Annotated in this window: 23 protein-coding genes and 1 pseudogene; 5 read left to right on the top strand and 19 right to left on the bottom strand. The window is 44.9% G+C overall.

The window, feature by feature from the left end:
- Window positions 1-23: 23 nt before the first annotated feature.
- The 13 genes and pseudogenes from ASG16_RS27075 to ASG16_RS27010 all read right to left on the bottom strand — a co-directional run bounded on the left by ASG16_RS27075 (window position 24) and on the right by ASG16_RS27010 (window position 12,547).
- Window positions 24-1,085, bottom strand: a complete 1,062-nt coding sequence (locus ASG16_RS27075; RefSeq protein ID WP_056494478.1) for a suppressor of fused domain protein — start codon at window positions 1,083-1,085, stop codon at window positions 24-26.
- A gap of 147 nt (window positions 1,086-1,232) precedes the next feature.
- Window positions 1,233-1,871 (bottom strand): RNA ligase family protein, encoded by a 639-nt coding sequence (locus ASG16_RS27070; protein ID WP_056494222.1) that lies wholly within the window; start codon window positions 1,869-1,871, stop codon window positions 1,233-1,235.
- 14 nt (window positions 1,872-1,885) lie between these two features.
- Window positions 1,886-2,848 (bottom strand): AAA family ATPase, encoded by a 963-nt coding sequence (locus ASG16_RS27065; protein ID WP_056494225.1) that lies wholly within the window; start codon window positions 2,846-2,848, stop codon window positions 1,886-1,888.
- Window positions 2,849-2,957: 109 nt separating this feature from the next.
- Window positions 2,958-3,776 (bottom strand): hypothetical protein, encoded by an 819-nt coding sequence (locus ASG16_RS27060; protein ID WP_056494228.1) that lies wholly within the window; start codon window positions 3,774-3,776, stop codon window positions 2,958-2,960.
- A 110-nt stretch (window positions 3,777-3,886) separates the two neighbouring features.
- Window positions 3,887-5,362: a protein adenylyltransferase SelO gene (locus ASG16_RS27055; RefSeq protein WP_056494231.1), complete on the bottom strand. Its 1,476-nt coding sequence runs from the start codon at window positions 5,360-5,362 to the stop codon at window positions 3,887-3,889.
- A gap of 149 nt (window positions 5,363-5,511) precedes the next feature.
- On the bottom strand, window positions 5,512-5,916 hold the full coding sequence (locus ASG16_RS27050) for a YidH family protein (protein ID WP_056494234.1): 405 nt from the start codon (window positions 5,914-5,916) through the stop codon (window positions 5,512-5,514).
- A 177-nt stretch (window positions 5,917-6,093) separates the two neighbouring features.
- A pseudogene (locus ASG16_RS27045) lies at window positions 6,094-6,507 on the bottom strand (aldehyde dehydrogenase family protein).
- Window positions 6,508-6,830: 323 nt separating this feature from the next.
- A complete protein-coding gene (locus tag ASG16_RS27035) occupies window positions 6,831-7,238 on the bottom strand; it encodes a MaoC/PaaZ C-terminal domain-containing protein (protein WP_056494247.1) in 408 nt (135 codons plus the stop codon).
- A gap of 27 nt (window positions 7,239-7,265) precedes the next feature.
- Window positions 7,266-7,718 carry a MaoC family dehydratase N-terminal domain-containing protein gene (locus tag ASG16_RS27030; protein WP_053079576.1) on the bottom strand — a complete coding sequence of 151 codons (453 nt, stop codon included), beginning with the start codon at window positions 7,716-7,718 and terminating at the stop codon, window positions 7,266-7,268.
- Window positions 7,719-7,755: 37 nt separating this feature from the next.
- A complete protein-coding gene (locus tag ASG16_RS27025) occupies window positions 7,756-8,571 on the bottom strand; it encodes an SDR family NAD(P)-dependent oxidoreductase (protein ID WP_056494250.1) in 816 nt (271 codons plus the stop codon).
- Between the two features lie 25 nt (window positions 8,572-8,596).
- The gene (locus ASG16_RS27020) at window positions 8,597-9,775 is read right to left on the bottom strand and encodes a lipid-transfer protein (RefSeq protein ID WP_082517285.1); all 1,179 of its coding nucleotides are present in this window, start codon (window positions 9,773-9,775) and stop codon (window positions 8,597-8,599) included.
- 420 nt (window positions 9,776-10,195) lie between these two features.
- On the bottom strand, window positions 10,196-11,731 hold the full coding sequence (locus tag ASG16_RS27015) for a class I adenylate-forming enzyme family protein (RefSeq protein WP_056494253.1): 1,536 nt from the start codon (window positions 11,729-11,731) through the stop codon (window positions 10,196-10,198).
- A gap of 33 nt (window positions 11,732-11,764) precedes the next feature.
- Window positions 11,765-12,547 (bottom strand): enoyl-CoA hydratase/isomerase family protein, encoded by a 783-nt coding sequence (locus ASG16_RS27010; RefSeq protein WP_056494256.1) that lies wholly within the window; start codon window positions 12,545-12,547, stop codon window positions 11,765-11,767.
- Window positions 12,548-12,825: 278 nt separating this feature from the next.
- On the opposite strand from ASG16_RS27010, the gene ASG16_RS27005 reads away from it, so the two are divergent.
- The 3 genes from ASG16_RS27005 (at window position 12,826) to ASG16_RS26995 (ending at window position 14,724) form a co-directional block, all read left to right on the top strand.
- A complete protein-coding gene (locus ASG16_RS27005; protein WP_056494259.1) occupies window positions 12,826-13,749 on the top strand; it encodes a LysR family transcriptional regulator in 924 nt (307 codons plus the stop codon).
- A 171-nt stretch (window positions 13,750-13,920) separates the two neighbouring features.
- Window positions 13,921-14,355 carry an SRPBCC family protein gene (locus ASG16_RS27000; protein WP_056494262.1) on the top strand — a complete coding sequence of 145 codons (435 nt, stop codon included), beginning with the start codon at window positions 13,921-13,923 and terminating at the stop codon, window positions 14,353-14,355.
- Window positions 14,356-14,724, top strand: coding sequence for an ArsR/SmtB family transcription factor (locus ASG16_RS26995; RefSeq protein WP_056494265.1), 369 nt, complete (start codon window positions 14,356-14,358; stop codon window positions 14,722-14,724).
- A 117-nt stretch (window positions 14,725-14,841) separates the two neighbouring features.
- On the opposite strand, the gene ASG16_RS26990 is transcribed toward ASG16_RS26995, so the two are convergent.
- Window positions 14,842-15,417 carry a hypothetical protein gene (locus ASG16_RS26990; protein WP_056494268.1) on the bottom strand — a complete coding sequence of 192 codons (576 nt, stop codon included), beginning with the start codon at window positions 15,415-15,417 and terminating at the stop codon, window positions 14,842-14,844.
- Between the two features lie 261 nt (window positions 15,418-15,678).
- Here ASG16_RS26990 and ASG16_RS26985 point away from each other — a divergent pair, with 261 nt between their 5' ends.
- Window positions 15,679-16,644, top strand: coding sequence for a DHH family phosphoesterase (locus ASG16_RS26985; protein ID WP_056494271.1), 966 nt, complete (start codon window positions 15,679-15,681; stop codon window positions 16,642-16,644).
- Between the two features lie 169 nt (window positions 16,645-16,813).
- Here the strand turns inward: ASG16_RS26985 and ASG16_RS31695 are convergent, their stop codons facing one another.
- Window positions 16,814-16,927: a dihydrofolate reductase family protein gene (locus ASG16_RS31695; protein ID WP_370444420.1), complete on the bottom strand. Its 114-nt coding sequence runs from the start codon at window positions 16,925-16,927 to the stop codon at window positions 16,814-16,816.
- A gap of 241 nt (window positions 16,928-17,168) precedes the next feature.
- The gene (locus ASG16_RS26975; RefSeq protein WP_056494274.1) at window positions 17,169-18,647 is read right to left on the bottom strand and encodes an Lsa family ABC-F type ribosomal protection protein; all 1,479 of its coding nucleotides are present in this window, start codon (window positions 18,645-18,647) and stop codon (window positions 17,169-17,171) included.
- Between the two features lie 435 nt (window positions 18,648-19,082).
- Between ASG16_RS26975 and ASG16_RS26970 the strand changes: the two genes are divergently transcribed.
- Window positions 19,083-19,712 (top strand): hypothetical protein, encoded by a 630-nt coding sequence (locus ASG16_RS26970; protein WP_056494277.1) that lies wholly within the window; start codon window positions 19,083-19,085, stop codon window positions 19,710-19,712.
- Between the two features lie 118 nt (window positions 19,713-19,830).
- On the opposite strand, the gene ASG16_RS26965 is transcribed toward ASG16_RS26970, so the two are convergent.
- From ASG16_RS26965 to ASG16_RS26955, 3 genes are all read right to left on the bottom strand, one after another.
- The gene (locus ASG16_RS26965; RefSeq protein ID WP_056494280.1) at window positions 19,831-20,679 is read right to left on the bottom strand and encodes a VOC family protein; all 849 of its coding nucleotides are present in this window, start codon (window positions 20,677-20,679) and stop codon (window positions 19,831-19,833) included.
- Between the two features lie 208 nt (window positions 20,680-20,887).
- The gene (locus ASG16_RS26960; protein ID WP_056494284.1) at window positions 20,888-22,933 is read right to left on the bottom strand and encodes a (Fe-S)-binding protein; all 2,046 of its coding nucleotides are present in this window, start codon (window positions 22,931-22,933) and stop codon (window positions 20,888-20,890) included.
- A gap of 127 nt (window positions 22,934-23,060) precedes the next feature.
- Entirely contained in the window at window positions 23,061-24,305 is a 1,245-nt protein-coding gene (locus tag ASG16_RS26955) for an acyl-CoA dehydrogenase family protein (protein WP_082517287.1), read from the bottom strand.
- Window positions 24,306-24,321: the final 16 nt, after the last annotated feature.

Raw genomic sequence — 24,321 nt, 5'->3', positions numbered from 1 at the left:
TCGCCAAAAACAGCGCTGTCGCCTTAACCGATGACCTTGACGACATTGCCCTCGCTATCGGTAATATTCGTTTTCACAATGTTGATGGCAATTCCTTTCAGGGAAGGGATCTCAAAGCTGCTTTCCTTTGGAAGCAACTGCTTGGTTAGCGTAATCGTTGTCGCGTCATCGAGGACAAAGCGAATGACGTCCTCCCCTGGATTACATTCAGGCTTCTCTCCTGCCTCAAATACAACGCGGACATCAGGTCCCACGAGGCTCAGGCTTTCTCCTTTTCGCATACGTCCACGGAGAATTTTTCCGATGACTTCCGCTTGCTTAGCTCCCAACCTCAAGGTCGAAGGCGTTTTTTTCAATAAGCCCTTTTTACCCGGCTCCCAGCCAAGCTGGCTCACAAACAAATAGGCAGTGTTGGAGCCTTCTTGTTCCATGCCTTTTTGCACAGCATCAGAAACGGTAGAGTTGCGAAGGAGTGAATCCCGCTCGAGATCGGTTATGTAGAAAGGCATGTACGGCAAACCAGATTCGAGTACGCCACGTGTATTCCAAGCCATCATCGCATCTAGTTCATCACCTGTGATCCCGACCATTTGCAAGAATTGCACTCGACCATTCGGCGTATCGATTTCGGCAAGCTGTGGGTCTGTGACAAAAGCGAGCGCAGTCAGTTGGGTATCGGCGCCCAAGCATATCGGACCGTTTGCATCCAAATGATCACCTGCATGAAAAACATTGCCCGTGTTGAATACGTAACGTCCCATATTTTGAAGCAGATTCAGCGCCCAGGCAGGCGGTTCTTCCTCGTCGTCCTTTCGCGCCAATCGAAACGTCAATTCAAATCCAAAACCGCTTTCCTCTTCATTCTCGGATTCCTTTTCATACAGCTCAGTAAATCCGTAGGTCACAAAATGCCAATGCGGGTAAGGCTCGTCTGATTTATAGGCGCTTATTCCATCCAATGGATCGTGACCACCCAGCGCATACGAGATGAGCGTCCCGTAATGCTTAGGCTCCTGCTCTCCATAAATCTTTCTCATCTCCTGATCAATGGCATCCCAGCCCGCGGACATCATTTCTTCGTTCATTTCTTCGTTCATTTCTTCGCTCATCTCTCTTACCTCCTATGTAATGACAGTCTTAACAATAGCCAAAATGAATTTTGGATACTCTATTAGACGGTCAATACCACTTAGCAAATTACATCGTTCTCATTCCCTTCTATTCAAAAGTCTTTAATGAGCTTGTGCTATCCCATTCGGAACGACTGGCTTCGATAACCAGTGCTGGTCGGTTTGTACATGATTTTTGCGTACAAACTTGGCGGCAGATTGTTTAAAATCTTCGTACGGAAACCTCTCCGTTACTCGTACCACGTACCCCTCTTGTTCCCCGCCGAAGACAGATTGTTTGGTGTAGCAACTTTTTACGGTCTCTTCCTTCCAAATCCCTCTGTATAAGACAGGCGCTGTTTCCAAGCCAAGTAGTTCGGCCCATTCTACCGTTTCATCCCACGACAAGCATTCATTTTTTTCATTCCAGATCGAGAACACGTAGAAATAGCTTGTTAGGTGTTCGTAATAGATGGAGTGCAGTGCAAATACATTTTCCCCGCAAATTCTCCATCCTTCCGGGATATGAAACGAAATCATCCCGTGCAGCATCTTTACCCAATGTCTAGATGCATGATCTTTGCTATCGAGTGATCTTGCGTGGATGTGATTTCGGTACAGCGTGGTATTTTCTCCATCCAGCTTTTCTGTCACGACTACTTCTTTTCCCTCGAAATGACAAACCGTTCGCAAGATTTTATCATCGTCGGTTCTACTTCTTGACCAGGGTAAATGAAAGGTTCTCGGGTATTTTTTCAACATCGTTATTCACCTCCTTATTTGGCATAGGCATCCCCTTCCTTGAAGAAGTACAGCTTCCACAGGTACTCATCGCCTAGCAAATGATAAATCTCGGAAATATCTTGCTGCGTTCCGTAGTTAATCTTCATGTGCATTTGAATCAGGTTGACGACTTCGAAGATAAAGTCATCGTCGAATTCTAATTCTTTTAAGAAATGGCAAGCAATTTGCGCGGAAACATGCTCATGTCCGAAGTAGGAGTAATGGCCTTTCATCGGCTTGTAGGTTTTGCAAAATGGTTTTCCTGTATCGTGAAACAGGGCGACCACTTGCATGAGAAATTTGTCTTCTTCCGTGTAAAAGGCGTTTACATAATCGAAAACATGATAGGTATGCTTGCACAAAGGGTACTGATGATAAGGGTTTTCCTGATTAAATTGATACATCTCTTTGAAAATTGGAGTGGCATTCAACCTGTCGAACAGCTCTTCATAGGAGGGTTCATTTTGCAGCAATTGAACAAACTCTTCTTTTTCAATGGCATAAGGCACTGGTTCGTGCAAGAGATGAATGTGATCCCAGCCTTCATTCTTGATGGGAAAATGGAAGTTCTTCCGCATCTTCGCCAAGATGTATTCGTCGACGGTTCTCTTTCGGGATCGATTGCGCTCCAGGCAAACAGAATAGGGAACGTCGAAGTAATAGCATTCCTTTTGGACATCGGGAAATTTGGCAAGGACTTTCATTCTTTTCTCTCTGTCAATATTGGTCGCGTCTAAGATGACATTCTTTCCATTCGCCAGCTCCGTTGCGATTTTCGAATAGACCTCAAAAAATACTTGCGCAGACTTTTTTTGTTTTCGCTCATCACCGAATAAGTTCTGGCGAATTTCATCCGTAGACACGATGGTTGCCCGTTCCTTTTTGGCAATTTCTTGCGCCCACTTACTTTTGCCACTGCCTGCAATGCCTGACAAGACGATTAATTTCTTTTTCACTTATATCTCACCTCCTTTCAATAAAAACAAACTTTCGACATGCTTTTCCAATATTATACACACTTCGCGTATAGATGGCACCCTTCTTTGTTCCTAGATTTTCCGTTCTTTACAGCCACGGACCAAAGAAGTTCTGGACAGCTTGCTCGGAGTAGCTATCTTCCCCCCGCCAATTCACGACAGCGAAAAAGTCGTTCTTCCCGCCACGCCCTGGTCGGTCCTTGCTTGGAGCCAAGATTCCGGCGGATGCAAGAATTTCCATGAACACATCCCGTTCGTTTTTGCTAGATGGAAAGACTCCATGGAGGCGTTTCTCCAATTGACGGGCGGCATCAGTTGGTTCACTGCTCGCGATGATGGCTAGCACGTGACGGAGGATGGCTACATCTTCTTCCTGTACCGAAAGATTTTCTTCTTTGCTTATTAGCTCCAGATCAAGCATGACGTACAAAAGGTAATTCAGACGGATACCGCCCCACTTGATTCTTTCGAAATTCAATACATTCAAATCTTCATTCGTATACTGCTCTCGACTTGCCATATGGTAGCGGTCGCAAAGATGGCAGTCTCCGTACATAGCGAAATAGGTGCCATTTTCGGGGTTTATATACTTGCCGACGTTACTTTCGAACGAATGGGCTGTCAAAGACTGAGTCAAAGCCCAACTAGACAAGGCGCTGCGCAGATACACCTTTCGCGTCGAGAGACTGTGCAAAAATGCAGCGGCGACTTGTTCTTTCGTCACTTTTTCATGCAGAGCAATGATTTTGTTTATACACTCCTCGTGACAGATCGTTAACGGGTCAAACATGAGTCCTTTGCTTTTGGCGTATTCAAAATCTTCTCCCGAAAAATCGTACGGAGCACTGTTCCAGCCTTTACTGCTCCAAAATGTTTTCATCAGGATTTGCTTTGCTTTTTTATCCATAAATCGATTGCTCCTTTTTACTATGATACTTTTCCATATTTTAGCGCGGATCGGACGTATGAAAAAAGAGTCCAACGTGTGAAAGATCGTTGGACTCTGATTCCATGCTATCACGTACCGCAAAACGTTTGGTAAGGACGTGCCGATTCCGCTGGTAAAGTCGTATATTCTACTTGTTCGGGAGTGTAAGCATATGGATCAGACAGGACTACCAGGAGCCGTTCCATCACCGTGTAGTCGCCGTCTTTCCATGCAGCTTCCAATGCCTCTTCTACACGATGGTTGCGAGGGATGACTGCCGGATTACTCTTTTTCATTAACTGTTGTACCGCAGTGGGGTCTTCTGGCTGTCTCGTTAGTCGCGCTTTCCACTGCTCATGCCATTCCGGGAATTCACACGTACCGAACAGCACGGTATCTTCTGGTTGATTGAGCGTAAAAGCACGGAATGTATTCGTATAGTCTGCATGATGCTCCTTCATCATGCTGAGCAGACCTTCGATCAACGCCTCGTCTTGTTCCTCTTCGTTAAACAATCCGAGCTTTGCCCGCATTCCTGTGAGCCAATTGCTATGATACAGCTTGCTGAATTCGGCCAGGGCATCTTCGGCCATTTTCACAGCCTTCGCTTCGTTGTCATGCAACAAAGGCAATAAGGTTTCCGCAAAACGGGAAAGATTCCATACGGCTATGTACGGCTGATTTCCGTAAGCATAGCGGCCCTGAACATCAATGGAGCTAAATACAGTGGCAGGATCATACGTGTCCATAAAAGCGCAAGGACCGTAATCAATGGTTTCGCCGCTGATCGCCATGTTGTCGGTGTTCATGACCCCGTGAATAAAGCCTACGAGTTGCCATTTGGCTATCAACATAGCCTGACGCTGGATGACTCCCTTCAATAGGAGGAGATAGCGGTTTTCCTCTGCTTGGATCTCTGGAAAATGTCTTTGTAACGTATAATCAGCTAACGCGCGGAGATCTTCAATGGAACAAAATCTTGCCGCGAATTGGAACGTGCCTACTCTGATATGACTGGCTGCGACACGCGTCAAAATGGCACCAGGCAGCTCGGCTTCGCGGTAAATAGACTCGCCGGTTGTCACTACGGCAAGGCTCCGAGTAGTAGGAATTCCGAGTCCGTGCATGGCCTCGCTAATGATGTATTCGCGTAGCATCGGGCCAAGGGCTGCTCTACCATCGCCGCCGCGTGAATAAGGTGTTCTGCCTGAACCTTTCAGTTGGATATCAAAGCGATCGCTTGTAGGCGTAATTTGCTCGCCAAGCAGGAGAGCACGACCGTCGCCCAGCATGGTAAAATGGCCAAATTGATGCCCCGCATATGCTTGGGCGAGGGGCATAGCGCCTTCCGGGGTTTTGTTTCCTGCGAGCATGGCTATGATTTCTTCGCTTTGCAGAGCTTCGACATTCAGCCCTAGCGATTTTGCCAAACGTTCATTGAGAATGGCTAGCTTCGGTGATCGTACAGGAGGTGGATTGAGCCTAGAGAAGAATGATTTTGGCAGCGTTGTATAGCTGTTATCGAAGTTCCATCCCGGTTCGATTGTTGCTTTTTTGTCTGTCATTGTATCTCCTTTTATCGATTGGCGTTATTTAATATGGAGGTAACGATACGCATGATACATTTTGCCAATTTATTATACCCTTTTCATGCAAAATAGGAGCACATTGGTCACACGAAAAACAAAAAAACGCCGGATTTCCATTCGACGTTTTAATTCGGTGCCAGCAACATGATGGTCACTACCATCATGAGAACCATTGTGATAAAAACCAAGCTTGTAGAGACTAGGTAGATACCAGAAACGGGCGAGCGGAACGTTTCATTATTGATTCCTTTTCGCTTCTTCACATAATCCCATGTGGCAAAGGCAATAATGGAGCCGCCAAATAAAACAGAACCGATTCCGATGATATCCGTTATAACCTGAACGAACCTGGAAGTAGATGGGAATAATACGCCGTACGCCAAAAATCCCAACCCGACGATTGCGAGACTTGTTCGAATCCAGGCGAGATAGGTACGCTCATTTGCGAGATGTTGCTGGACGTATTTGGAGTCGATGGTTTTTTCTGTTTGCTGTAATTCGTGTTCGTTTTCTAACAGGGCTCTACCCATTACTGGCACACTCCTTTCCTTGGAAGGAATCAGATGGACACGTATCGTTTCTTTTCATTTACTATACACCATCGGTCTCGGATGATAAATCAGAAATTTCTATAAATGACTGCACTAAAAAGAGTCTGCTGTAATGACCAGCAGACTCTTCCCCATGTTTGCAAAGGCTGGCTTGTCTTATTTAATTTTATGACAACAAACACCTTGATAACCCATTTCTGATCCAATCCCGCTTTGCTTATGTCCTCCGAAGGGAAGGGCGTTATCCGACTTCAGGTACGTATTTACCCAGACAGTCCCTGCTTCTAACGCATTGCTGACCTTATACGCGTTCTTCAAATTTTGCGTCCATATACCGGCAGCCAATCCTTATTCGGTTTCGTTCGCTCTTTCAATGACTTCCTCTATCTGTTCAAACGGCATGACACACAAGACCGGGCCGAATATCTCCTCTTTTACAGCCGTACAATTTTCTTCGAGATCAGTAAGGATGGTAGGCTCCAAATAGTTTCCGCCCGCCAGCTCGCCTTCTTGTAGAATGTTTCCGCCGGTTAAAACGTTTTCGCCATTCAATTCCCCATAGATCGGCATCACAGCAACATCCCTTTAACGACGGGCTATCGGATATTCTTCCATGAAGCCGTATTAGGGACTGCTTCTTTTTCAAGAAACTTTTGCAAGGACGTTCGGAACATCTCATGTTCATCTGTAAGGAAACGTCTTTCTCTTTTCCATAAATCAAAAGTATTTCGTGTAGTTGAAGTTGATGGGCTTGACATCAAATCATCCTCCCAATCATGATTCGAGAGTAGGCACATATAGGAAAGACCGTCTTTGAGAGCCGTGAAAGGTGAAAGTTGCAACCAGTTTTCACGGTTCTCAATCCGGTCAGTTAGGAAACATAGCCTTATCTACTACCTGGAGGGCAATTTGGCCTCAAAAATGCCTGAAACTTTGACTTCGCCTTCCTTATTCTTTGCCAGTACTTCTCCCACTACGGTATTGTCCGGCTTTTTTTCCAACACTTTCCCAACAATCTGGATCGATTCGCCAGGCAGTGTCATTTTACTGAAACGAACTTGAATCTTCTGAACGTTTTTTCGAGTAACCCAGGAAGTGACTCCTTGGGACAGCATCCCCATGACTAGCATACCGTGAGCGATGATCTTCATTCCGGCTTTTTCTGCGAACTCTTCCACCAAATGGAGCGGATGAAAATCGCCGGAAGCACCAGCAAATCGAACGAGCTGCACGCGGGTGATCGGTTCTTTTTCCAGAACGGGGAACTCATATCCTTCGCTTACATCCTCATAAAATATCATGTCGTTCTCCTTTCTTCTCATGCCTCATTAATGACGATGCACGATCGTGTTTCGCGTAATGGCTACCAGTTCGCCTCGCTGGTTTCGATACTGATTTTCAGAAGTGACCAAATCCATCGAACCGGTGCTTCCTGTTTTCGTTTCTGCATCCACAACCTTACTTGTGACAGACAGCACATCTCCCGCGACAATGTCACCCACGTATTCGTAGGATTGCTGTCCATGCAAAACTCTCGCCAGTTTTAATCCTAGCTTCTCCATTTTTTCGACGGAACCCATGCCGCCCCATAAGTCAATGACTTGCAAAAAAGTTGGCGGAATCGGAATGCCAGCGTAGCCTTCTTTTTTGGCAGCCTCCAGATCGTAATAGATCGGGTTGTCATCACCAATGGCGAGGGCCAATTCTTTTATTTTTCCTTTTTCTACTGTCATGGTGTACGGTTTAAACTCCAGCCCGATCAAATCTTTCACATGGGACATGTTCATTCACCTCATCTACATAAATTGGACGAAATGATTACGTCAAGGAACCTCCGTTTACTCCAAGCACTTGCCCATTGATATAGTTGGACAATGGAGATGCTAGGAATAAAATGCTTTCGGCCGCTTCCCTTGCGCTGCCAACGCGCTGTTGAGGAATGTTGCTAATTAACTTCTGCCGTACTTTCTCTGGTATGCCCGCGGCCTCGCCGTTGACGACCAGACCCTCTTCTTTTGGACGTGTAAGACGAGTATCAATGAAACCAAAAGCGACTGCATTGCTGTTGATGTTGAATTGCCCCCACTCTTTCGCAACGACTTTGGTTAATCCGATAACACCTGCTTTTGCTGAAGAATAGTTGGCTTGACCCATGTTTCCTCTTACTCCGGAACCTGAGGAAACATTGATAATCTTGCGGTGATGAACGATTCCTTGCTCGATCTCTTTTTTGGCGACATCGCGCATGTATGGGGATGCCTCACGAATCAAGCGGAAGGGAGCTATCAAATGGATGTCCAGCATCGCCTGGAACGCTTCGTCCGTCATTTTATGAAGCAGGCCGTCAATGCAATAGCCAGCGTTATTCACGATAATATCCAGTCGACCAAAGGCTGAGATCGTCGCATCTACCAATTGCTTCGGATAGGCTGGATCTGTAACATTTCCGCAAAATGCGATCGCATCGCTTCCGAGATCCTTGATCGTAGCAACGACTTCTGCTGCCGGTTCTTCGTCTCGATCTGCCACAACGACTCGCGCTCCATTTTCAGCCAATACCAATGCCGTCTCACGGCCAATTCCGCGTCCTGCCCCTGTAACGATTGCTACTTGGTTTTCCAACATTTTCGTCATATCCACTCTTCCTTCCATTTCGTTTTTATCCAACTCGATACATGGTTACGACGCAAGCTCCACCTAGACCCAAGTTGTGCTGCAAGGCGACTCTGGCATTGTCCACTTGCCGTTTCTGTGCCTGCCCGCGTAGCTGCCAGACAAGCTCCGTGCACTGCGCCAGACCTGTTGCCCCGATGGGGTGTCCTTTTGACATCAATCCACCTGAAGGGTTGACCACTACTTTGCCACCGTATGTGTTACCGCCGTCATTGATAAATTTCTCTGCTCCACCTTCTTCGCATATCCCCAGGCTCTCATAGGTAATGACCTCATTTGGGGTGAAGCAGTCATGGAGTTCCAGGACATCGACTTCTTCTGGACCGATGCCTGCTGCTTCATAGACCTGTTTAGCGGCACGACGTGTCATATCGGCACCCACCAGATTGAGGATATTGTCGTGACTGACATTCATATCCGTTGTCAGCGCTTGCCCCACAATCTCGACTGCGTTGGAAATACCGTGTTTTTTAGCGAATTCCTCACTGCATACAATAGCCGCTGCCGCTCCGCAGGTTGGTGGGCAGGCCATGAGGCGAGTCAATGTAGGCATCAGCTCGGGAGCACTTATGACCTCTTCCACTGTCAGCTTTTGTGTAAAGAGTGAGTACGGATTTTGAACGGCATGATTCCTTGTTTTCACGGACACTTTTGCAAAAATGTCGGGATTCGCCCCATATTTCTCCAGATACTCCTTACCCGCTGAACCAAACAACCGGATAGCATTCGGTGCTTGCGGCACCTCCGGCCACAATTCCTTCAAGCGATCCTGCAACCAGCCTGTTGCCGGAGTTCGATCATCCCAATGGGATTTCAATGCGCCAGGCTTCATTTCTTCAAAGCCTACAGCCAATGCGCACTCTACGCTTCCAGACTCTACAGCTTGTCGTGCCAGGAACAGGGCATTGGAACCGGAGGAGCAGTTGTTATTGATATTAAAAATAGGAATCCCTGTCATCCCTACCAAATACAACGCTCTTTGGCCACACGTGCTGTCACCGTATACATAGCTGGCATAGGCCTGCTGGATTTCGGAATAGTCAATTCCCGCATCTTCCAGTGCACCTTTTACTGCTTTCGCTGCCATAACTTCATAGGGCTCGTGTGCCCCAGGTTTTGTAAACGGTATCATATTTACGCCGATTACTTTTACTTTTTTACCCAATAGTCTCGCCTCCTTTGTAAAATGGTGAAGTAGTTGAAGATATTTACGAATAATTAGAATCTTTAAATTAATAATAAATTTATGCTTGTATTTAATAAAGTTTAGAACGCAAAAGGTACATTAAGTAAATATTAATGGCTACGATTTTCCTCAACCAATGTACGGCGTAATATTTTGCCCACAGTTCCACTTCATATGGGATCGTTCGTGGATAAAAGGCATGCCATGGCTTTTTCAATACGACCAGCTCCTTTCCATATCTCAGGTCTTTAAAAACCCCTACATCGTTCTTCCATCGATGCCCAACTGTTTCGAATAAAGCGAGTACAAGCCTTCGGCAAACACTCTCAAATAAAGAAAAGAATGTCTTATCATGGAGACATCCTTTCCTACATGGCTATCTATTGCTTGTTTCCACAATCACTGGGGAAAAGTAAATTCGGATGGTTGATTCATGTAACGACTTCGCAATTCATACTTCAAGATTTTCCCGGAAGGATTTCTTGGTAATACGTCCATAAACATGACTTTGCGAGGGATCTTGTAACCTGCGAGATGCTTCCGACAGAATTCAATCAACTCGGTCCTATCGATGGTACAACCAGGTTTTGCTACGATAATGGCTGCGACCGATTCACCCCACTTCTCATCGGGAACACCGATCACGGCTGCCTCTAATACACCATCAAAAGCGTACAAGATATTCTCCACTTCCACAGAATAGATATTGCTGCCACCCGAAATAATCATATCCTTTTTGCGATCCACAAGCGTTATGAACCCATCTTCATCAATAGAGCACAAGTCCCCCGTGTACAGCCATCCATCACGAATGGCCTGCGCAGTAGCCTCTGGATTTTTATAGTAGCCCTTCATGATCATCTCGCTCCGAAGAATCAGTTCCCCGATTTCTCCAGGTGCGACCTCTTTTCCACGCTGGTCAACAACTTTGGCTTCCGTCAAAAATCTGGCCTTTCCGCTTGTCCCGAGTTTTTCCTTATGATCCTCCGGATATAAGTAAATCCCGGAAGGACCACCTTCTGTCAATCCACATCTGTTGTTAAACTGATCCGTTTTAAACAGCTCCATGCTTCTCTTGATCAGTTCGGGAGACATAGGTGCTCCCCCATACTTTAGGCACTCAATGGAGGATAAATCGTATCGGTCTGCATCTGGGACTTGCAGCATCATGTTATACATCGTTGGGACGGCAATAAATGATTGAATTTTATACTGCTCAATTGCTTTCAGTACCTCAACAGGATCAAATTTTCGTTGAACGACAAGCGTTTGGCCCAAAAATAAATCCTTAAAGAGGATACTGAAGCCTGCACCGTGGAAGAAAGGCATGAAATGCAGGATACGGCTATTCATTATTTCCCCACTCATGCCAAGCGAATTAAATACGAACAAAATAGCTCGGTGATGATCGAATAAAGCTCCCTTGGGTCTTCCTGTCGTGCCAGATGTATACAGGATGTGAGAATCATCATGCTGTTCAACTACGATATCGGGTTCATTTTCATTTTCAGTCAGGACCTGTTGCAACGACAAATGTCCTTCTACTTGTGCATGGTAAACAGCAATACAATGAGCAACCTTGGCAGATCGAGCATGTTCTATCAATTCTCCATATTCTTCATCATAAATGACCAGCTTGGCATCAGAATGATCGATGAGATATGCTGCTTCCGATTTCGTCAAGCGAACGTTAATCGGAACCGTGACAGCACCAATCTTGGTGGCCGCAAAAAAAGCGATCGGAAAGATATCGGAGTTTTTCATCATGAAGCATATCTTTTCACCTTTTCCGATTCCAAGTGAAAGCAAACCATGTGCCAGGCGATTTACGATTCGGTTTAGCTGTTGATACGTGTATGTCTGATCCTGATAGACGATCGCGACTTTATCCGGCATCATATTCGCGTTTCTGACAAGTGAACTCCCAATATTCATGATGACCCCCCTCACCAACAAGGAACTCTCCTATCATTTCCCTTTAAATTGTGGAGCCCGTTTTTCAAAAAAGGCAGTAACTCCTTCTTTCAAATCTTCCGTCTGAAAGCATAATCCTTGACCAAAGGCTTCCAGCTCCAAAAACTCTTCCAAACTGACATTCGCGCTATAGTGAACGAGTTGTTTGATCAGTCCAATGGACAAGCTCGGCCCCTCTGCAATCTTTTGGGCTATGGAGCATGCCCGCTCCAGCAAGATACCATCATCGACTACTTCATTCACCATCCCTATTTGGTATGCTTGTTCTGCCGAGATGCGCTCTCCCAACATCATAAGTTCTTTAGCTCGGTGAGGCCCCAAGGTTTGTGTCAAAAAATGAATCCCACCGAAATCGGGAAGAGCCCCCACTTTCACGAAACTCTGTATGAAAAAAGCGGAACGGGCTGCAATAACCAAGTCACAGGCTAAAGCCAGACTGACTCCTGCTCCTGCTGCCGCGCCATTTACAGCAGCTATTATAGGCTTTTCCACTTTTCTCATCATATGAAGCAGTTCATAATACTGTTTCATTCTTTTACGGGTAGCAAAGGCATCCGAAGTATCACGCTGAACGTTACTCAAATTACCGCCAGCACTAAACGCACGTTCTGTACCTGTGATGATAACCGCTTTGACTTGGTCCTCATATTGAATTTCCCTTAATGTATCGAGTAGTTCCCATGCTGCTTCCGTTAAAGGATTTCTAATTTCTGGCCTGTTCAATTTGATGATGCAAATTTTGTTTTCAATCGTGGTCACGATGTTTTTTTCCTTCATACGACTCACCTCTTTGGTGTACTCGAACCGAGTTTTTGTCAGATGCTACCAACCTTGCTAAATCGAAATTCTCCTCCTTCCTTTCAAAATCAATTTGGAAGCGCTATGATTAAAATGATAATTCTGATTGTTCGAAATCTTACGTTCATGATATTCTTGTACTATCGATTTTTAAAGTTTAGAAATGAAAAGGTACGTTATGTAAATATTAATGGCTCATATTTATAAGCATTCCTAAACACATTTTCCATGAAAATCAATGTTACTGGGGTGAAGTTATGCGTATCGAGCAGCTTATCTACATAACTGAAATAGCAAAAACAGGATCGATTGCGAACACGGCCGAACGACTTTTTGTGTCTTCTCCAGGTATAAGCCTTGCGATCAGCAGCCTGGAAGAAGAGCTCGGCGTAAAAATTTTTGAACGTTCACGTACTGGATTAGAGCCCACTGAAGTGGGAAAGAAGCTGATCTTACGCGCTCAGGAAGTATTAAACCACATCGAAGAATTCAAAAATGAGGCGAAATGTGATTCTTCTGAGTTCGAAGGACAGCTATCCATCTCTATCGTCCCAGGCATCTGTCGAACACTCGTCCCGAAAACCTTGGCTGCGATTACGACAAAATTCCCGAAGGTCCATCTTCATGTAAAAGAAGCACATCTGATGCAAGTTCGAAAAGATGTTTTGAATGGGGATGTCGACATCGGGGTCATCTATTCCTTTCCCTCCTCCCATGAAGAAAACAAGCTGCTTACTACAACCCATATCACAGATAGCTCCATGATGGTTTGTTTTCGAAATGACTCGGAATTGGCTAGCAAAGAGATTGTTTACATGGAGGATTTATATAACTATCCGATTGTTGCCTCCACTAATTTGAGTGATACAAAAAAATTTTATTCCTATCTATTTGGGGAATTTCACAAAATTAACTTCTTCGTTCAATCCCAAAACTATGAAACAAAAAAACATTTCATCTCGCAAGGAATGGCATTGGGATTTGAAACTCGCCTGACGACGAAAACCGATCCATTTTTTCAAAGGGAAGATATTATTTGCAAGCCCCTCATTGCAAAAGAACCCCTAGTCTCCTATTATTGCATCAAATTAAAAAACCAATACGTTTCCGCGGTCGGTAAGGAATTTTTGAAAGAGCTTCAAGTGCAAGCGGAGCCATTTAAAGAAGGAAGTAGACTATGAGTCGATCCATGAATGTTACAAAGGAGCTTCAGTTAATCTGATCTCCTTTTTTTGTATAGTCTTATATCATTGGGGGAAAAATACCATTTACATAAAACCAAAAGGTGTTATATCATCATAAAGCAAAACCAAAAGGTGTTATATTTTCACTACGAAACGGAGAGATTCATCGTGGAACAGAACAACCAGCAAGCCGTAGAAGATATTAAACAAACCATCGTTTTCGACGCCCCTATTCAAAAGGTATGGGAGAAAGTATCCACGGCGGAAGCCATTTCAGCTTGGTTTATGCCGAATGATTTTCAGCCTGTAGTTGGTCATGAGTTTCATATCCAATCCCCTTTTGGGCCGTCACCATGCAAAGTGTTGGAAGTAGAAGCACCACATCGCCTTTCTTTTGCTTGGGATACAGACGGTTGGGTCGTCTCTTTTCTTTTAAAAGACCTGGGAGAGAAAACGGAGTTTACCCTCATTCATGGTGGATGGAAAGCGGCAGATGAGATCATCGGAAAAGCAAACGCGAAGAGCTCAATGATTCGCGAGAAGATGAATCAAGGTTGGGTTGGAATTGTTCACGAGCGTCTGAAAAAGGTTGTGGAAGGCTAAATGTCTGCCTCAGCAGAAAAGGTTGATGTATTTCAAGCGATTGCTGACCCTACTCGTCGAGAAGTACTTCGCTTGCTAGCTGAAAAAGAATTACCGATCTCAGCGATTACCTCTCATTTCCCCATAAGCCGAACTGCTGTGGTCAAGCATCTTCACATACTTGCCGACGCTGATCTGGTCACGGGACATAAGGTAGGTCGCGAGAAAATTTATCGGCTGCATCCCGGTCCCCTGACAGAAGTAAAGCAGTGGCTTTCCTTTTACGAGCAGTTTTGGAACAATAAGCTGTCTATGCTGAAGCACCTGGTAGAGACCGATGGCGACACGGCGTTAACTGTCGTGCAATCGGCACCAGATCAAAAAAGGTAATCGTTTATCTTGCCCTTCCCTCTTGATCAGTTGCCCCAAGATCAGGAGGGTTTTCTTTGATCGGGCATTTCAAATAGCAAAAAGACTGCCGATTGCTCGACAGTCTGGGTCGTTCGATTACTTATTCAACAGCTCGGTCAGTTCAGTGGATTCGGTCAATTGCAGCGGTGCAGTTCCATAAGCTTTGCCATCTTCTGAATCAAACATATGGTCTTTGTTTTCTCCGCTCAATACGAAGAACAGTGTCTTCGCCTTTACTTCTGCTTTGTTATCTGTACCAACAGTCGCTGGCAAAGTATTTGTCGTTACTTCAGCGTAGTTGAATTCAACCGCCAATGCCTCTTTCTTGTCCTTCTCCACCGCTTGGGTGCTCTCGTCAAAACGCATTTGGCTCGCTGGCGTTTCAAAGCGTTTGTTCATGAGCGCAAGAATTTCCTTGAATTTATCATCTTCCGGCTTCAGCGATGTTTTTTCCCCTTGCTTGTACACTACGATTTCCTGTGGAGCAGCGATCACCTGTAGCTCTTCTTTTTTCGCTTCTTCAGGTTTTTGCGTAGTTGCTTCACCTGCTGGCTGTTGGGTGCCTGTTGCCGCTTGATTTTGATTTGCTGGTTGCTCTGTAGGCTGCGTGTTGCCGCAAGCAGTCAGGACTGCGAGCAGGAGTACAGCGGGGATCAATGTAGACTTTTTCATGTTGAGGACCACCTTTTACTTAGTCTCTCCACCGTTTTACTCGCGTAATAGAAAGAAGAGCGATCACGAATCACCGCGAACACGCCCGATCGGTTGAACTAAACGTGGAGTTCTTTGAACCAAAGCATTATAATACAATCAAATTAAAATTGCAAATAATCACCAATTGTTGTCTTCGTGCAAGCACGTCTTATTGAATGGGAAAGATGATTGAAAGCAGTACAAATTGGACGACGGACTCAATTCATAAGGAGATGCCCAATGAATCATCAAAAAATCATTCACTTCAGTGATAAGGACTTGGATGGCGTATCCTGTGCGATCCTGAGTCAAATTGCTTTTTCCAAGCAAGAAGTCGATTCCCGCGGGGTAACTCCTTACACTGTTAATCAAGACGTACAAAAGTTTATCGAAGAAGAACTCACCCCCGATATGTATGTCGTGATTACCGATGTAAGTGTCAATGACGAGGTCGCAACGCTCATTCAGAAAAAGATCGATCAGGGTCATGCGTTTGTCTTGATCGATCATCACCCAACCGCCTTGCCATTGACCTCCAAGTACGAATGGGCAACGGTTATTACGGAAGAATCAGGGAAAAAGACTTCAGCAACAAGCCTCTATTATGATTACCTGGTAAAGCAGGGATATCTGATTCCTACTAGCGTTCTCTCTGACTATGTGGAGCTGGTTCGTGCCTTTGATACGTGGGACTGGGATGCAACCGGTACTGTACAAGCCAATCAACTGAACATTTTATTCTATATGGTCGAGCGAGACACGTTTGTTCAAAATGTACTGGGGCGCTTGCGTGGTGAAGGTGCTCATACAGATCAATTCGTATTTGAGGAAGTAGAATCGATCCTCATCTATACAGAAGAAAAACGAATCGATGAGTTTGAGCAAAAAAAGCTGAAGCAAATGAAGCTGATTCCGGTTGAAATTGATTTAGACGAGCCAAAAACGTATCAAGTGGGCGTGGTTTTCCTCGAGCAATATCACTCCACGACAGGGAATTTCTTATGTAAAAATGCGGAGATGATTGATTTCGTCGCGATGCTCGATCCTGGAAAAGGTAGAATTAGCTTTCGAACCATTCGAGAAGACGTGGATCTGTCTGTGATTGCCCAGCATTACGGTGGTGGCGGTCATCCAAAGGCTTCTGGATGTTCCTTTACGGGTGTTACGTTAAAGGCTTTCGTATACCCTGCTTTACGAACGAATTAGTGCAAAAACCAAAAAGTCCAATTTCTCCATCCATGAAATTGAGAAATTGGACAAAAACCTTTTTTATTCTACTTGTGCCTTTCCGATCTCATATCGTAGTTGTATGGAACCACTTTTTCCGTAAAGCTTCATTTCTATCAACTTCATGTCGTGACGTGTATGAATGTTGTCAAAGTAATGTTTGCCGCTGCCCAATAAGGACCGGATGAATAATCATTCGGAGTTCATCAAGTAAATCAGCATGGATCAAACCTTGAACAAGACCCGCGCTTGCAGGAACAATGATATCACCTCAGCCCAATCTCCTTCTTGGAACGGCCAATAGCTTGCAATTATTTTCCCCATTGGATCTCCGCCATTCTTTCAAACGTATTATCTAAAAACTACCATATTTCGCTGCTTACTATTTCTTCTCGATTGCTCAATTTTCCTTACGAACAGACCCTGACCTCATATGAAAAAGGAAGGTGAGGAAAACGAAACGGTTCTCCCCACCTTCTTTCTTTTAGACACTTTTCGTCCTATTATAGTTCAACGATCTTTGTAGCGATGTTATTGCAAAATTCCCTGTCATGCTCCACAAAAAGAATTGTTGGCGAGTGTTCCAGGAGCAGCTCTTCAATTTGCATGCGAGAAATGACGTCAATAAAGTTTAGCGGCTCATCCCAAATATGAAGATGTGCTTTCTCGCAAAGACTTTTCGCAATGAGTACTTTCTTCTTCTGTCCGCCACTAAAAGCGGAGATATCCTTCTCAAATTGCACGCGGGAAAAGTCCAGCTTGCGCAGAATTGATTTGAACAAGCTCTCTTCGATCCCGTTGTCTCGCGCAAAGTCAGTGAGATTGCCCTTTAGATGGGAAGTGTCTTGAGAAACATACGAGATTTTCAATTGACTCCCCTTTCGGAAGGTCCCCGTATGTTGGATGTTCTCCCCACAAATGAGCTTGAGAATGCTGGATTTTCCTGAACCGTTCTTGCCTGCCAGCGCTATACGCTCTCCTTGCTCAATCGTAAAGCTGACATCTGCACAAACTAGCTTCTCTCCGTAAGAAATCGAGACCTTCTCCAGTTCGGCCAGTTGATTTTTATGATAAGCAAGCTGTGCAATCTTTAAGCTTTCCTGGTTTTCAATGTTTTTCAGCAGCTTCGATTTTTCATCAATGGCGGATTGCTGTCTTTGCTCCATCGATTTGGAGCGTTTCATCATTTTCGCAGCCTTGTGTCCAACATACCCTTTGTCTAACTTGGAACCGGAGTTCAATGTGCCATTTTTCGTCTTTTCCACAGCGTCCGACCAGTTGCTTGTACGTTTGGCTGCGTCCGACAAGCGTTTAATGTCTTTTTTGAGCTTCTCATTCTCAGCGAGTTCATAGTTATCCTGTCTCTGTTTATTTTCCCACCAATCAGAGAAATTCCCTTTTTGCACCTCGATGTTCGTCTTGTTGATGGACAAGATGTGATCGACACAATTGTCTAGAAATGCTCGGTCGTGAGACACCAAAATATAACCGTTTTTGGAATGGAGATAATCACTGACGAGCTCCCTTGCATGCATATCGAGGTGATTGGTTGGCTCATCAATTAACAAAAAACTGTTTTCCTTTAGAAACAAGGCGGCTAACATTACTTTCGTTTGCTCCCCGTTAGACAAAGATTCAAAGGGACGATACAGAACATCCTCTGAAACCTTTAAGAGGGAGAACTCGCGCATTAATTCCCATAACTGATAGTCCGGGACAATGTCTTGGACGATATCAATGGTCAGATATTCTTTGTTCTCGACTTGGAAAGGAAAGTATTCAAAGCTGACATGAGCACTAATCTTTCCGCTGTATTCATATTTACCAAGCAACAGGTTGAGAAAGGTCGTCTTCCCCCTCCCGTTTCTTCCCGTAAAGCCCAATTTCCAATCCGTATCGATTTGGAAGTTCACGTTTTCAAAAATATGATCGAAACTGCCTTCATAGGCAAACGTTAAGTTAGTTACATTGATTAATGACATACAATCATCCTCCTGTATAAAAATAGAAAAGCTACAAGAAAGTTACCCTCTCTTGTAGCTCAAATAAATACAGCAAATCCAACTCAAACAAGAGTTAGATATGGATATATTGATTGAGTGAAAAGATAATGTAACTTTCTTGCGTATAAAGAATAAAACATGCGAAGGATATCGCTTTTTTGTTTTATTTTTTAGGCAAGAAAAGAATCCATTATACCTTTCAGCTCCCGTCATTAATTTAACAGCATTGTATCATATCCATTTTTTAGTTTCAACAGGTTTCACTTTTTATAATTCCGACGACACGACTCCCTCGAACACTTTAGGACAAGAATTTTTTTCCATAAAAAGAAGGAAATTTCAAATATGTTTAGAATTCTCACACTTATTCAAATTCATTTTTTACTTATTGCATTCATATGGAGGAGTAAAGCTATGAAAAACGTGGTAAGAAGTTTGGGTATTCTCGTCTTGGCATCATCATTCCTGATCGTCCCGACTCAAACAGCAGATGCGGTAGGAAAAGCAAAAGAATCTAACGTCCGTCCACAAAAGTATATCTTTGATGGAAACTGGAAATACGGTGATACGTTAGTTGTGGCATACGATACGTTCTTTCCGAATGGATGGATTTCGATTGAAAAAGAGCCACATCGTGGAACACAGCTTGGATATGAAGTAGCGAAATATATTGTTGGCGCTAATTATGGGCAAGTGGAAAGAAGCTTAAGCTTTAACATCCCTTCTGGTTGGGTAGAAATCGGTCGAGGTTATAACAGCAAGAGACAGGCTTATATCGATATCAGAAATGAGAATAAAAAACGGTACCAACCTCAAGAACTGGAGAATAAATGGGTCGGTACCGGGGTGCCTGTACCATATGGCTGGGTCGTGGTAAATGTAAGTCTCTATGAAAAACAAATCGTAAATATCACCAGTATCCCTACTGAATCCAGCATTGAAGCGGTCAAGCACCCTTCGCCAGCCTTTGCTTATGAAATCCCAAGAGGCTGGGAAATCACTGTAGATGGAGAGCATTCTCGAATCCTCACGAGAAAGTACTAATCATTAATCAATATCTGAGATAAGTAAACGACCTGTTAGGTAGCACGCTGGAAAACCATTCATGCAACCCACAGGTCGTTTTCGTTTTTCGAGCTGAAAGCTCTCCTGCGGCTTCCAATTATATGTGCAGTTGAATCCGATTGCCAGAAGGGTCCTCCGTAACAAAATGACCGCTCTCCTCCTGCACACTTGCACCGATCTCTCTTAACTGAGTGATTACTTGATTTCTCGTTCTCTCATTCGGAAGCACCAGTACAAACGATTCTAGCCCCGGACTCTTCGGATGTGGCGGTGGAGCGCCGACACCCGCCCATGTATTCAACCCGATATGATGATGGTACTTTCCAGTGGAGATGAACAGTGCTTGTGCTCCATATCGGTTCACTACTTCAAAGCCAAGTCCTTTGGTATAAAAATGTTCAGCTTCGTTCAACTTCGATACATGCAGATGAATATGTCCCATGATGGTACCAGCAGGCAGACCCTTCCACTCGGTTTGTTCCCCACTGGACAACAAATCTGTAAAATTCAATGGATCTGTTGCCATGTCTACGGTTCCATCATGCCAGTTCCATTGATCAGAATCACGATCGACATAAATTTCAATCCCATTTCCATCGGGGTCAGATAAGTATAACGCTTCACTAACGAGATGATCCGAAGACCCGATACGCAAATTCAACGCAGAGAAGTGTCGCACAACGCTAGCCAAATCAGAGCGTTTTGGCAGTAAAAGCGCGTAATGATACAAACCTGTCGTATGATTTTGTTTCGGTAATGCGTCATGAAGTTGTTCGATGGATAGCAGCACTGTTTTGCCGTCAGCAGTCAGCTCCGCTTTTGTAGCAGATTGGTTCAAGATTTTGAATCCAATCACCTCCTGATAATAAGCCAGGGAGCGATCGAGGTTTTGCACCTTGAGGTTGACCTGTCGGACAAACGTATGGGGACTTTGATGAAAATTCATGAGCGTGTTCCTCCTCGCTTATATACATGGGCGTTCTTCGTACTACTGTCAAGCTGACCATAAACGACCGTCTCTATTCCGTGATGAAGTTGCGCTTTTAACTTACGTTTAGTAATAAAGTTACTATAATATATCTAATGCCGATTGTCACGAAAAATCCTCCCCAAACAAAAAAAGAGCGGTCTATCGCTCTTTTTTCGACGTTCTTTTAGATCGCTTTCTCCACGATTTCTGCAATGTCCAGCGTTTTGACGAGGTGCTCCATCTCTTTTGCCTTTGTCCCGTCACTTATCATGGTCAGACAGTATGGACAGTTACTGCCGATTGTCGTTGGATTCAGACGGAGTGCCTGCTCCGTACGCTCAATATTTACACGTTTTCCTTGTGTTTCTTCCATCCACATCATCCCGCCGCCTGCCCCGCAGCACATCGCATCTTGTTTGTTGCGCGTCATCTCCAGCACTTGAACACCCGGAATGTGGGAAAGGATTTGTCGCGGGATATCGTAAATATCGTTATAGCGCCCGATGTAACAGGAGTCGTGATAAGCAATGGATTCATCGACTTCCTTCGTCGGCTTGATCCGCCCTTCCTGCATCCACTTCCAGATCAATTCTGTATGATGATAAACTTCTGCCTCCAACCCGAATTCTTGATATTCATGCTTAAACGTATTGTACGTATGCGGGCAAATCGTGACGATCTTCTTGACGCCATAAGCTTGGAAGTTCGCGATGTTTTCCTGGCAGAGCTGCTGGAATAAAAACTCGTTCCCCATCCGACGAGCTGTATCCCCGGAATTACGCTCCTCATTGCCCAGAACAGCAAAGGAAATGCCCGCGGTATTCATAATTTTGACGAAAGCCTGCGCGATCTTTTGGCTACGAAGATCAAACGAACCCATGGAGCCGACAAAGAACAAATATTCGAACTCCTCTACCTCACTCACGGTAGGCGCTTGGATGTCTTCGCGCCCCTCTCGCCACTTCAACCGCTCTTTTCGGTTAATCCCCCACGGATTGCTTTGTCGTTCGATATTTTGGAAATAGCGAGATGCTTCATGCGGCATACTGCCTTCCGTTAGCACGAGATAACGGCGCATATCGATAATTTTTTCGACATGCTCATTCGCTACCGGACATTGATCCTCGCAATTTCTGCACGTTGTACAAGCCCATAGCTCTTCTTCCGTAATGACGTCTCCGATCAGCGTAGGAGCTTGTACTGCGGTAATAGCCACTTCATCATGCATTGGGAAGCTCCCTTTTGCCTGCGCAAACGCAAAGGAAGGCATCCATGCTGTACGTGATGTAATCGCTGAGCCTCTTTCCGTCAAATGATCCCGCATTTTCACAATCAGATCCATTGGCGATAGTGTTTTGCCAGTACCGGATGCAGGACACATATTGGTACATCTACCGCATTCCACGCAGGCGTACAGGTCGATCAACTGATTTTGCCGGAAATCCTCGATCTTTCCGACACCATAAGTCTCTTGCTTTTCATCCTCAAAATCAATGGATGTGAGCTTTCCGACAGGTTTGGTATCGCGCAACATGATATTTACAGGCGCGAATAGTACATGCGCGTGCTTGGATTGCGGGACATAGACCATAAAAGCAAGGAGCGTAAGTAGATGAACCCACCAAAACAGATAGAACAGTACACCAGCTATCTCAGGTGGCATGCCAGCGAACAAGCTAGCGATCAAGGATGAGATAGGAGCATGCGCCCCACCTGAATCTCCCAGCCATAGATGCTCGAAGGCTAAAGTAAAGAAAATCGATAGCATCAGTGTTGTTAAAAAGATAATCACAAGCCCCGATTTAAACCCTCGTTTCAGACGCTTTACTTTCTCGATATAGCGACGATAGTAGGCATAACCAACTGCGAGCAGCACGAGAAAAGTCGTAATCTCCTGACTGAGACTGAAATACTTGTGAGCCTCTCCCAGCGGGTATTCAAAGCCTTTGACGAACCCTTTGATAATGAGTTCAATCGCCCCAAACTGAAGAATGATAAAGCCGTAAAACATGATGATGTGCATGACACCGCTTTTCGGATCTTTCAAGAGCTTTGTTTGGCCGAATACTTGGGTGAGAAATTCATGGATGCGTATCGCGGCATCCTTCTTCAGGTTTGCTTTTTTGCCGAGCTTGATAAAGGCGATTCGGCTGTACACGATTTGTACGAATAAATATGTGGCATACCCTGTTATGGCGAGAAATGCTACAAAGTTTAGGAAGGATAACATGGATGAACCTCCTCAAGTAAGACCGGCAATGAATCGGAGCGTCTTTTCCTGCACCGATTCATTGCTTGGGAAGCCTACAGTGACGATAGCTACTTTCCCTTGAAATCTCATCTGGTTCCTCCAGATTCTACTGAAAGCTTTGATCGCCTTGGAGCAAGCGTCTGGCAATCGTACGCTTTTGGATTTCCGTCGTACCGTCAGGAATTCGCAAGGTTCTTGCCCATCTCCATACTTTTTCCAGCTTCATTTCATTCGTTAAGCCCATGCCCCCGTGGATTTGTATGCATCGGTCGACGACTTTCTGCAACATTTCCGTACAATACGCTTTGATCATCGAGATTTCCTTGAGCGGGAGCTTTTCTTGATTTTCCATTTTCCACGCGCAATGCAGCAGCATATTACGTGCGGCATAGATCTCCATCGCGCAATCAGCGAGCATCATTTGTATCGCCTGATGGTTCCCGATTGTGACGCCGAAGGTCTTGCGTTCATTTGCGTATTGGATGGCTTTGTCCAACGCCCACTGTGCCGTACCCACACATGTCGCTGCCATAACTACCCTTCCCACATCAACGCCATGCAGGGCTTTACCGAAACCTTGATTCAATTCGCCAATGATATATTTTTCATGAACGCGCGCATTTTCTATGGAAATGATCCCGATCCGCGAGCCCAAGTGTCCCATATACGGAATGGATGAGGTTGCTACACATGTTTTTCCGTCAAACGGGACAAGGAAGCAGGTAATTCCGCCCTTTCTTTTTTCCACTAGTTCGGGATCGGTGATGGCGAAAATGATCCCGTATTTGGCGTAATGCGCATTGGTAATCCACTGCTTCGTTCCATTTAGAACCCAGTGTTCACCATCCTTCACGGCTTTGGTCTTCATCGCCCATACATCAGAGCCAGCGTCCGGTTCACTCAGTCCGAAACATAACGTAATTTCGCCACTGGAGATACCGGGCAATAACTCGGCTTTGGTATCAGGATGCATCCCCAACAGTGCTGGTGTGAGTCCGCCTGTAAACAGACCCGCTGGGAACATTTCCATGACTAACGGGTCCAGACCGTATTTTTTCATGATGGCTTCATAAATCAGAGCGACAGAAATCGGTCCAAATTCATCTCCTGATCCCCCCAGCTCTGACTCACCAAACATCGTATAGAATCCGGCTTCTGCTGATTTTAAGCGCACTTGTTTCAGCGCTTCTTGTACCCCAGGTGAAAGCAAGCCATTCTCGTCATAAAAATATCTTTCATTTTCCAGCTCTTTTTGATATTTCTTGCGAAGAGGATCAATTTCTACTTCAACGAATCGATAAATCGCGGAGATTACCTCTTTGATTTCCTCTGAAACCTGAAAACTGATCATGTTTGATACCCTCCCT

This window comes from Brevibacillus sp. Leaf182, assembly GCF_001423865.2.
GTDB lineage: Bacteria > Bacillota > Bacilli > Brevibacillales > Brevibacillaceae > Brevibacillus > Brevibacillus brevis_C.
This window is presented reverse-complemented; position numbering and strand designations above follow the sequence as displayed.

Bases quoted from the DNA above. Each gene is read 5' to 3' on its own strand.
- ASG16_RS27025 (WP_056494250.1), bottom strand. From the start codon at position 8,571: ATGACGAAAATGTTGGAAAACCAAGTAGCAATCGTTACAGGGGCAGGA.
- ASG16_RS26985 (WP_056494271.1), top strand. From the start codon at position 15,679: ATGAATCATCAAAAAATCATTCACTTCAGTGATAAGGACTTGGATGGC.
- ASG16_RS27005 (WP_056494259.1), top strand. From the start codon at position 12,826: ATGCGTATCGAGCAGCTTATCTACATAACTGAAATAGCAAAAACAGGA.
- ASG16_RS27035 (WP_056494247.1), bottom strand. From the start codon at position 7,238: ATGATATTTTATGAGGATGTAAGCGAAGGATATGAGTTCCCCGTTCTG.
- ASG16_RS26955 (WP_082517287.1), bottom strand. From the start codon at position 24,305: ATGATCAGTTTTCAGGTTTCAGAGGAAATCAAAGAGGTAATCTCCGCG.
- ASG16_RS27070 (WP_056494222.1), bottom strand. From the start codon at position 1,871: ATGTTGAAAAAATACCCGAGAACCTTTCATTTACCCTGGTCAAGAAGT.
- ASG16_RS26970 (WP_056494277.1), top strand. From the start codon at position 19,083: ATGAAAAACGTGGTAAGAAGTTTGGGTATTCTCGTCTTGGCATCATCA.
- ASG16_RS27075 (WP_056494478.1), bottom strand. From the start codon at position 1,085: ATGAACGAAGAAATGATGTCCGCGGGCTGGGATGCCATTGATCAGGAG.
- ASG16_RS27060 (WP_056494228.1), bottom strand. From the start codon at position 3,776: ATGGATAAAAAAGCAAAGCAAATCCTGATGAAAACATTTTGGAGCAGT.
- ASG16_RS27055 (WP_056494231.1), bottom strand. From the start codon at position 5,362: ATGACAGACAAAAAAGCAACAATCGAACCGGGATGGAACTTCGATAAC.
- ASG16_RS27050 (WP_056494234.1), bottom strand. From the start codon at position 5,916: ATGGGTAGAGCCCTGTTAGAAAACGAACACGAATTACAGCAAACAGAA.
- ASG16_RS27015 (WP_056494253.1), bottom strand. From the start codon at position 11,731: ATGAATATTGGGAGTTCACTTGTCAGAAACGCGAATATGATGCCGGAT.
- ASG16_RS27010 (WP_056494256.1), bottom strand. From the start codon at position 12,547: ATGAAGGAAAAAAACATCGTGACCACGATTGAAAACAAAATTTGCATC.
- ASG16_RS27030 (WP_053079576.1), bottom strand. From the start codon at position 7,718: ATGTCCCATGTGAAAGATTTGATCGGGCTGGAGTTTAAACCGTACACC.
- ASG16_RS26975 (WP_056494274.1), bottom strand. From the start codon at position 18,647: ATGTCATTAATCAATGTAACTAACTTAACGTTTGCCTATGAAGGCAGT.
- ASG16_RS26995 (WP_056494265.1), top strand. From the start codon at position 14,356: ATGTCTGCCTCAGCAGAAAAGGTTGATGTATTTCAAGCGATTGCTGAC.
- ASG16_RS26965 (WP_056494280.1), bottom strand. From the start codon at position 20,679: ATGAATTTTCATCAAAGTCCCCATACGTTTGTCCGACAGGTCAACCTC.
- ASG16_RS26990 (WP_056494268.1), bottom strand. From the start codon at position 15,417: ATGAAAAAGTCTACATTGATCCCCGCTGTACTCCTGCTCGCAGTCCTG.
- ASG16_RS26960 (WP_056494284.1), bottom strand. From the start codon at position 22,933: ATGTTATCCTTCCTAAACTTTGTAGCATTTCTCGCCATAACAGGGTAT.